This window comes from Streptomyces sp. NPDC055078, from assembly GCF_053607985.1.
The window spans coordinates 34,933-40,932 of sequence record NZ_JBSGUP010000005.1; the positions used below are offsets into that span (position 1 = coordinate 34,933).

Consider the following 6,000-nt stretch of genomic DNA (forward strand, 5'->3'; position numbering starts at 1 on the left):
GGCTGCCCTGGACCTCCCCCTGCTGGTACCCCCCTACGCCCTGGCGGGCGTGGAGGGCCCCAGCTCCTCAATCGCCGGAGAGGCTGAATTCGCGCACCCCTCACGCCCGCGTTACGAGACACGGGCGCGGCGGACCCGATCCTGCCCTGTCCGGTACACCTGTCCGTCATTCGAGGACCTTGCCCCGCAGTCGCCCACGCGCCACGCGCACCCGGTGCGAATCCAGCCCGTCCGGCGCTTGAGGACGGACCCTCGCGCGGGGGAGCCCGTATGTCACGGGGATCGGTCACCGATCCCAGCCCGTCCGGCGTTTGAGGACGGACCCTCGCGCGGGGGAGCCCGTATGTCACGGGGATCGGTCACCGGTCCCAGCCCGTCCGGCGTTTGAGGACGGACCCCTGGGCCGGGGTGCGGGCGCCCGGCGTGATGGGTACCCCGGGGGTGCCCGTATGTCACGGGGATGGGTCACCGATCCCAGCCTGTCCGGCGTTTGAGGACGGACCCTCGCGCCGGGGAGCCCGCGCCCCGCCTACCCGGACGCGCCGGGGAGCCCGCGCCCCGCCTACCCGAACGCGCCGAAGAGCCCGCCCCCGCCCACCCCCACACGCCGAAGTGACACCCCCTCAGTCACAGGACTCAACTGACGGCCCCCTGTTGCCAAGGAGCCGTCAGGAGTACCTTCCCGCCCATGCCGATATGTGCGCGGGGCACCCGCTTGACGTACAGATCGCTCGTGTTGGCGGCCTTGGCCGCCCTGATGGCCATGACCGTCACACCGACGGGCGCACAGGCCAAGCCGGTGCGGGAAGGCCCGGGAGAGAGCAGACCCGTCTATTCGTATGCGAACGCGATCCGCGAATCCGTATGGGTGGACACCCGGCTCGACGGCGACGGCGACGGAGCGACCGACCGGGTCGCCGTCGACATCGTCCGGCCGGAGGAGACCGACCGCCAGGGCCGGAAGATCCCGGTCATCATGGACGCGAGTCCCTACTACGCCTGCTGCGGACGCGGCAACGAGAGCCAGCGCAAGACGTACGACGCCGACGGGAACCCGGTTCAGTTCCCGCTCTACTACGACAACTACTTCGTCCCCCGCGGCTACGCCTTCGTCGCCGTCGACCTCGCCGGAACCAACCGCTCCGACGGATGTGTCGATGTCGGCGGACGCTCCGACATCCAGTCCGCCAAGGCCGTGGTCGACTGGCTGAACGGCCGCGCCCACGGCTACACCACCCGTACCGGAGCCGAGCGCGCCCGTGCCTCCTGGAGCACCGGCGACACCGGAATGATCGGCAAGAGCTACGACGGCACCGTCGCGAACGGCGTCGCCGCCACCGGTGTCGAGGGCCTCAGGACGATCGTCCCGATCGGCGCCATCTCCTCCTGGTACGACTACTACTTCGCCAAGGGAGCGCCGCTCTACGACTCGGGCCCGGAATGGCTCTCGAACTACGTGGAGAGCCCGGCGGCCCGCGCCCGCTGCCAGGCCGTACAGCAGCGGCTCGTCGACGGAGCCCCGCGCACGGGCGATCTGACCCGGCTGTGGAGCGAGCGCGACTATGTGCCGGACGCCGACAACGTGAAGGCCAGCGTCTTCGTCGTCCACGGCATGCAGGACCTCAACGTCCGGGCCAAGCACTTCGGGCAGTGGTGGGACGCGCTCGCCGACGAGGGCGTGGAGCGCAAGATCTGGCTGTCCCAGACCGGGCACGTCGACCCGTTCGACTTCCGGCGGGCCGAGTGGGTGAAGACCCTGCACCGCTGGTTCGACCACTATCTGCTCGGATACGACAACGGCATCGAACGCGAACCCATGGCCGACATCGAGCGCGCCCCCGACCGGTGGTCCACCGACCGCGTCTGGCCGCCGCGCACCACCGACAGCACCACCCTGCGCCCGGGCAAGGGGGCCGCGCCCGGCGTCGGCACGCTCACGCTCAAGCCCGCGCGCCCCGGCGCGAGCGAGACCTTCACCGACGACCGGACCCTCGACGAGACCGACTGGGCCGCCCTGGTCGACCGGTCCACCGCCGCCAAGGCCGGATTCATCACCAAGCCGCTCGGCCGCGATCTACGGCTCTCCGGCTCCTCCCGGGTGAAGGTCACCGTCACCCCGACGACCACCAGCGCCCATCTGTCGGCGGTCCTCGTGGACCTCGGCCCCGACACAATCCGTGACTACGCCGCCGCCGGCGAAGGCATCACCACGATCCCCGCCCGTACCTGCTGGGGCGCGGGCACGCCGGGCGACAGCCCCTGCTACAAGGAGACCCAGGCACGCACCAAGGCCGTCGACTACACCGTCTTCAGCCGTGGCTGGGCCGACCTCGGCAACTACCGCTCCGCCGCGAAGGGCCGCCCGCTCACCCCGGGCAGGGCCCACACCATCACCCTCGATCTGCACGCGAGCGACCATGTGGTCCCCGCGGGCCACCGGCTCGCCCTGATCGTCGCGGGTACCGACCGGGACCTCATCGACCCGCCCGCGAGCACCCCGACGCTCACCCTCGATCTGGCCCGTACCGACGCGAAGCTGCCGATCGTCGGCGGTGCCCCCGCCTTCGTCCGCGCCACCGCCGGGACCGCCGCGCAGCCCGCTCCCGGCGCCCGGCTCGAAGGCGTCGCCGACCCGCGTCCCATCCGCCCGATCCCGGGAGGCGACAGCCGATGATCCCCCGTATCAGATCCCTCGCACTGACCGCCACGGCCGTCGCCCTCGCCGTACCGCTGGTCACCGTCCCGGCGCAGGCCGACCACGGCGACCCGCCCCGTACCGGATTCGAGACCAGCGACGGTGCGCGCTGGACCAGCCAGCCCGAGGAGCAGTCCTTCCTCGCCGCCGTCGACCGGGGCAGCGACCGGGTCTCGGTCGGCCGGTTCGGCACGACCAAGCAGGGCCGCCCGCTCCAGCTCGTCCGGATCGGCAACCGGCACGCCCCCAGCACCGTGCTGCTGATCTGTTCCCAGCACGGGAACGAGCCGTCCGGCCGCGACGCCTGTCTCTCCACGATCCGCGATCTCGGCTTCGCCCGGGACCGCGACACCCGCCGGCTGCTGGCCCGGACGAACATCCTCGTCGTCCCCACCGCCAACCCCGACGGACGGGCCGCGAACACCCGGGGCAACTCCGACCGCGTCGACATCAACCGCGACCACATCGCCCTGCGGACCGCCGAGGGGCGCGCGATGGCCGCCCTGATGCGGGACGAGCGGCCCGACATCGTGTACGACCTGCACGAGTACGGGTCGACACCGCGCTACTACGAGAAGGATCTGTTCGACCTCTGGCCGCGCAACCCCAACACGGACGCGGCGGTCCACCAGGAGTCGCGGACCCTGTCCGAGGGCTATGTCCGCCCGGCGGCGCATGAGGAGGGCCACACCACCGGCACGTACGGCATCTGGACGGACCCCGACACCGGGGAACCCATCCGGCAGGTCGCCGGCGACGGACAGGAACGCATTCTGCGCAACGCGTCCGGCATCAAGAACACCATCGGACTGCTCATCGAGAGCCGCGTCGACGCACTGACGGAGGAGGAGAAGGCGGACGAGGCACTGAACAACCGCCGCCGGGTGGGCAGCCAGCTCGCCGCACTCGACGGACTGCTGTCCTTCGCGGACGAGCGGCGCGGCCGGATCGAGTCCGCGACCGCCAAGGCGAGGCTCGCGGGCTTCAAGGACCGCGGCCCGGTCTTCCTCGGCGGTGCGGACAACGACCCCCCGACCCCGGAGGAGACCCTCGCGGACCCGCCGTGCGGCTATCGCCTCGACGCGGCGCAGTTCGCCGACGTCAAGGACGAACTGGCACTGCACGGCGTGGTGTCCAGGAGGGACGGGGACGGTGCGGTGGTGCCCCTGCGGCAGTCCCAGCGGAAGCTGATTCCGCTGCTGCTGGACGCGCGTGCGACATATCACCTCACAACAGGTCAGCCTATGACAGCCTGTTGAGCCGGGTGACGTGCACATCCCGTGGTAAGGGGTAGCGGGAGCAAAAAGCAGTCCGTTCCGCGCAACCCCTGAAAGGTGCCACTCGTGTCGCACGAAGAACAACCGGATGACCGGGGAGCGAAGCCGGTGACGGCGGGCCTCCCCGGTCATCCACAGGAGACCGGGCGCCCCTCGACGGACCGCGTGGTCTTCGGTGTCACGGCGGTCCTCACCCTCGCCTTCGTGGTCTGGGGCGCCGTGGCCACCGACACGCTGGAGGACATCTCCAGCAGCATGCTGAACGGACTGATCCACAACGGCGGCTGGGCCTTCGTACTCGCCGCGTCCGGCTTCGTGGTCTTCGCCCTCTGGCTCGCCATCAGCCGCTACGGCAAGATCCCGCTCGGCCAGGAGGGCGAGGGCCCCGAATTCCGCACGGTCTCCTGGGTCGCCATGATGTTCAGCGCCGGCATGGGCATCGGCCTGATGTTCTACGGGGTGAGCGAGCCGCTCGCCCACTACATCTCGCCGCCGCCCGGCACCGGCCCGGCCGACTCGGCGGACGCCATGCAGATCGCCATGGCCACCACCCTCTTCCACTGGACGCTGCACCCCTGGGCGATCTACGCCGTCGTCGGCCTCGCCATCGCGTACAGCACCTTCCGCCGCCGCAGGCGGCAGACCATCAGCGCGGTGTTCGTGCCGCTCATCGGCAAACAGCGCGCCTACGGCGGGACGGGCCGCTTCATCGACATTCTGGCGATCTTCGCCACGCTCTTCGGCTCCGCCGCGTCCCTCGGCCTCGGCGCGCTCCAGATCGGCAGCGGCTTCACCGAACTGGGCTGGATGGACACGGTCGGCACCGGGCTGCTCGTCGGCATCATCGCGGTGCTGACGATCGCTTTCGTGGCCTCCGCGGTCTCGGGCGTCGAGAAGGGCATCCAGTGGCTGTCCAACACCAATATGGTGCTGGCGCTGCTGCTCGTGCTGTTCATCTTCATCGCGGGCCCCACCACCCTCATCCTCGATCTGCTGCCGACGTCGATCGCCGCCTACTTCGGCGAGCTGCCGCAGCTCGCGGGCCGCACCGAGGTGACGGGCGGCGAGGCCGTGGCCGACTGGCTGGGCAGCTGGACGGTCTTCTACTGGGCCTGGTGGATCTCCTGGACGCCGTTCGTCGGCATGTTCATCGCCCGGATCAGCCGGGGGCGCACGATCCGGCAGTTCGTCGGCGGCGTCATCCTGGTGCCCAGCACGGTCAGCCTGGTCTGGTTCGCCGTCTTCGGCGGTACGGCGATGAAGCTCCAGGAGCGCGGGCAGCTCGGCGACGAGGCCACCCCTGAGGGCCAGCTCTTCGCCGTGCTCCAGGAGTATCCGATCGCCACGGCGATGAGCCTGCTGGTCATGGTGCTCGTCGGCATCTTCTTCGTCTCCGGCGCGGACGCCGCGTCCGTGGTGATGGGCACCCTCTCCCAGCGGGGCACCTTCGAACCCGCCAAGCCGGTCGTCGTCTTCTGGGGCGTGGTGACCGGCGCGGTCGCCGCGATCATGCTGCTCATCGGCAACGGCAAGGGCGACGCGCTCGCGGGCCTGCAGAATCTGACGATCCTGGTGGCCGCGCCCTTTGTGATCGTCATGGTGGGCATGTGCGTGGCCCTGATGCGGGATCTGCGCCACGACCCGCTGATCGTGCGCGGCGAACGGGGCGCGGACGCGGTGGAGTCCGCGGTGATCGCGGGGCATGAGCGGTACGACGGCGACTTCGAGTTCCACATCGGCCCGGGAACCGGCCCCGACCCGGCCGACGACCGGGCCCCTTCAAGCCCCTCTGGGGGCCCCTCCCAGGCGTAGCTCTGGGGGAGATATAGGAGACGCCCGGAGGGCGTGCCACCCCACTGGGGGAGAGGGTTTCGCGTACCGGTAAGGCGGGGTTGCGGCGGTGCGGAGTTCAAGCCTCTCTGGGGGCCCCTCCCAGGCGTAGCTCTGGGGGAGTTTGAGGAGACGCCCGGAGGGCGTGCCACCCCACCGGGGTGAGGGTTTCGCGTACCGGCCGGCAGAGCTCTCGCG

3 protein-coding genes are annotated in these 6,000 nt (G+C 70.7%); all 3 read left to right on the forward strand.

Features of this window, described 5'->3' with window-relative positions; translation table 11 throughout:
• Positions 1–688 precede the first annotated feature (688 nt).
• The gene (locus ACWF94_RS01205; protein ID WP_453483490.1) at positions 689–2,674 is read left to right on the forward strand and encodes a Xaa-Pro dipeptidyl-peptidase; all 1,986 of its coding nucleotides are present in this window, start codon (positions 689–691) and stop codon (positions 2,672–2,674) included.
• A complete protein-coding gene (locus ACWF94_RS01210; protein ID WP_453483491.1) occupies positions 2,671–3,954 on the forward strand; it encodes a M14 family metallopeptidase in 1,284 nt (427 codons plus the stop codon). The genes ACWF94_RS01205 and ACWF94_RS01210 overlap by 4 nt, the downstream gene beginning before the upstream one ends.
• Positions 3,955–4,038: 84 nt before the next feature.
• A complete protein-coding gene (locus tag ACWF94_RS01215; protein ID WP_453483493.1) occupies positions 4,039–5,784 on the forward strand; it encodes a BCCT family transporter in 1,746 nt (581 codons plus the stop codon).
• The last annotated feature ends 216 nt before the right edge of the window (positions 5,785–6,000 follow it).

Excerpts from the sequence above, each read along its gene's own strand:
- ACWF94_RS01205 (WP_453483490.1), top strand. The coding sequence starts at position 689 with ATGCCGATATGTGCGCGGGGCACCCGCTTGACGTACAGATCGCTCGTG.
- ACWF94_RS01210 (WP_453483491.1), top strand. The coding sequence starts at position 2,671 with ATGATCCCCCGTATCAGATCCCTCGCACTGACCGCCACGGCCGTCGCC.